This window comes from Vibrio sp. V43_P6S15P86 (genome assembly GCF_009904725.1).
Taxonomy (GTDB): domain Bacteria; phylum Pseudomonadota; class Gammaproteobacteria; order Enterobacterales; family Vibrionaceae; genus Vibrio; species Vibrio diabolicus.
In genome coordinates this window covers 1-2,706 of sequence record NZ_WXWT01000432.1, presented here as the reverse complement: position 1 = coordinate 2,706, position 2,706 = coordinate 1, and the positions used below count along the sequence as shown (strand labels likewise).

General features: G+C 41.5%; 3 protein-coding genes and 1 pseudogene. 2 read left to right on the top strand and 2 right to left on the bottom strand.

Translation table 11 applies throughout. The annotated features are described in order from the left end of the window. Together CAG69_RS19460 and CAG69_RS19455 are read left to right on the top strand one after the other, a co-directional pair. Positions 1 to 495: GGDEF domain-containing protein (locus tag CAG69_RS19460; RefSeq protein ID WP_161445749.1), on the top strand; the 495-nt coding region annotated here is incomplete at its 5' end. 83 nt (positions 496 to 578) lie between these two features. Beyond that, positions 579 to 1,109 carry a 3'-5' exonuclease gene (locus CAG69_RS19455; RefSeq protein ID WP_161445747.1) on the top strand — a complete coding sequence of 177 codons (531 nt, stop codon included), beginning with the start codon at positions 579 to 581 and terminating at the stop codon, positions 1,107 to 1,109. A 241-nt stretch (positions 1,110 to 1,350) separates the two neighbouring features. Here CAG69_RS19455 and CAG69_RS19450 read toward each other — a convergent pair whose 3' ends face one another. Both CAG69_RS19450 and CAG69_RS19445 read right to left on the bottom strand, forming a co-directional pair. After that, positions 1,351 to 1,791, bottom strand: coding sequence for a tellurite resistance TerB family protein (locus tag CAG69_RS19450; RefSeq protein WP_017820644.1), 441 nt, complete (start codon positions 1,789 to 1,791; stop codon positions 1,351 to 1,353). A 189-nt stretch (positions 1,792 to 1,980) separates the two neighbouring features. Next, a pseudogene (locus tag CAG69_RS19445) lies at positions 1,981 to 2,706 on the bottom strand (alkaline phosphatase family protein); the annotation flags it as partial.

The following is a 2,706-nucleotide window of genomic DNA, read 5'->3' as shown; positions in this document are numbered from 1 at the left end:
ACCGTTGAATTAAAAAGAATGGCAGAGCGAGACCCTCTAACTCAACTACTGAATCGCCGAGCATTCAACGATCATTTGCTTAATCAGATAAACAAAGGTGTTAACTTCGCCTTGGTTGGTTTTGATATCGACCACTTCAAAGTGATTAATGACAAACACGGCCATTTAGGTGGAGATGAAGCGTTACAACATGTCACTAAGCTGGTCAGTGCTAATTTAAAACCGGGAGATAAGTTTTACCGAGCTGGTGGTGACGAGTTTTGTATTATTTCTAAAGTCATTGATAGAGCAGTGCTAGAAGCTTACCTAGAAAAATTACGGAGTGTTGTGGCAAGTACGGCTTTTGATTATGGTGATGCGTCAATCATCTGTACGTTGAGTATCGGTGCGGTTATCCATAAAGAAGAAGATCCTGAGAGCTTGTATCACAAAATGGATAGTCAACTCTATTTGAGTAAAAAAAACGGCCGTAATAATGTGTCGATCGGCGATTAAATGGGCGCACAAATTCGAGTTTTACGCCGTGTTACGATAGAATCGCACGCTTTAAATTTTTATGTTAGGAACCAAGGCAAACTATGAACCATAACCGTATTGTATGCTTCGATTTAGAAATGTGTTGCTGGAACGAAAATGGCGTCGGCAGCACGGGTGAAATTATCGAAGTGGGGTTAGCTGAAATAGATTTGTCTAAAGGTGAGATAGTCAAGCGTGCTCAATACTACGTGAAACCAGAACACGATGAAGTGTCTCTGTTTTGCGCTGAGTTAACGGGCATCACACCACGTAAGATTGAAAAACAAGGACGCCCACTAGAAGAAGTGCTTAAATCCATGGTTAAGAACTTCGGTGGTCGCAACAAAATCTTTGCATCTTGGGGGCGAGATGACCTCATTCTTCTAGAAGAGTGTAAGCACAAAGGTATTGAAGCACCGTTCACAGAGTTCATCAACTTAGCGACACTCTACCGTATTCAAAATCGTCTTAAAGATAAACGTATAGGCCATCGAGCCGCTCAAGAAGCAAAAGGAATAGACTGGGAAGGGCGTCAACACTCTGGCTATGTAGATGCATACAACTTAGCTAAGCTTGCTTTGACCATGTTTTAGTTATTCGAACCTAGCTAGCTTGTAATTAAATAATCATCCAACCATTGTTGTTTTGTCATGCAGTCTGTTTAGTGTGGAAAGAGCTAAACACATACCTTGACCAGTATTTTAATAACAATGTCGTTGGCTTATTGAAAAACGCGCAGAGTGCGCGTTTTTTTATGGCTACAGAAGCGATATCTGTTGTCATTCTAGGGGTAGCTTAGAGTTAGCCAGCGACTTATATACTCATCTCGTCACTTTACTGAGACTGTAACTTCGCTCGAATGAACTCGCTGTGATCAACATAGAGTAGCTCTGCTGTTTTACGGATCACCGCGTCTTCTAGCGGGTCAATTTCGCCGTCTGCGTAAGCGACTTCCCACATGCTTTTGATTAAGTTGTAACGAGTTTCTTGAGTCAGTTCTCTTAGTTGAGAGGTAAAGTCGTACAGCGAAGCGGAATCTTTTATTTTCTGTTGCGCTTGCTCTAACAAAGTATTTGATTCTTCTTCATTTAACGAAAGCAGTTTCATCAATAAAGAGCGCTTTGTTTCTTGTTCTCTATCATCGACACTATGGTCTGCACCAGAAACTTCACAAAGCAAACACGCGATAGCCATGTTAGGGGAAAGTGTGTTGGTTTGGCTTAAATCAGAGCCATCAATGAGTTGTTTAAATAATGATGTGAGAGAATTAAACATAATGAACACCGAGCTATTGTTTATTTGGTTAACATGGTAATAAATACGGAAGATCTCAAGGTGCGATACCAAATTTAGCACGTCGTTGACATTTAAGCACGGCCACTTTCTCCCCAAAAAACCTAAACTCCTGAGTTAGTTCAAGGTGACTTGCCTCTTACAAAGGGCAAGTCATTTTGGGATTGATACTCAGCTTTCAGCACGTGTCGGTGGAAAATGAACTTCGTCACCATCACTCGTCAGAATACTAATTTGACTTGGTTTGCCTTCATCATCAAGACGTAGCTCACCAATGGCACTATGGTTAACCAAGCGATAAAAGTTGTGCGTACTTGGTGCGCGTTTGTAAATCTTGAGTCGTTTACGTTTTGTGAACCAGTTTAAAGGTGAGCGAGGGCTGTATAGCAGTCTATCTAGGCCATCACAAATATTGAGCAGTTGTGTAGGGAACTGATTTTTAATTCCACTACAGGTGATTTGATAGATATTCGGACTGTTTTTTCGATAGCGGAGCTTAATATCGTATGCAAAAGAGTAGTGTACGTCGCCAGAGAGAATAACAAAGTTAGTTGGTGTCTTTGTGTGTGTGAAAATACTAATAAGAGTATTCGCACTTCCGGGGTGAGCCATCCAGTTTTCAGCATCAACCATCAATGGTTTACCAAGCATGGTCACCACACGTTGTAGTGCTTCGATAAATTTCACACCAAACATTGGCGCGGCAGAAACAATAACAACTTTGTCTTGGTGCACGAGTTCTTGGTGGAACTCAATCATCGCTTCCCAGTCCATTAAGCCAGAAGGTTTGTTCATTTTAGACTCAGAACGCCAGCGTCTGGTTCGTGTATCTAGCACGACAACTTTTGGTGTCGTAGGAATGGTGTAGTGCCAATTCTCAAAGCGATATAAATATTG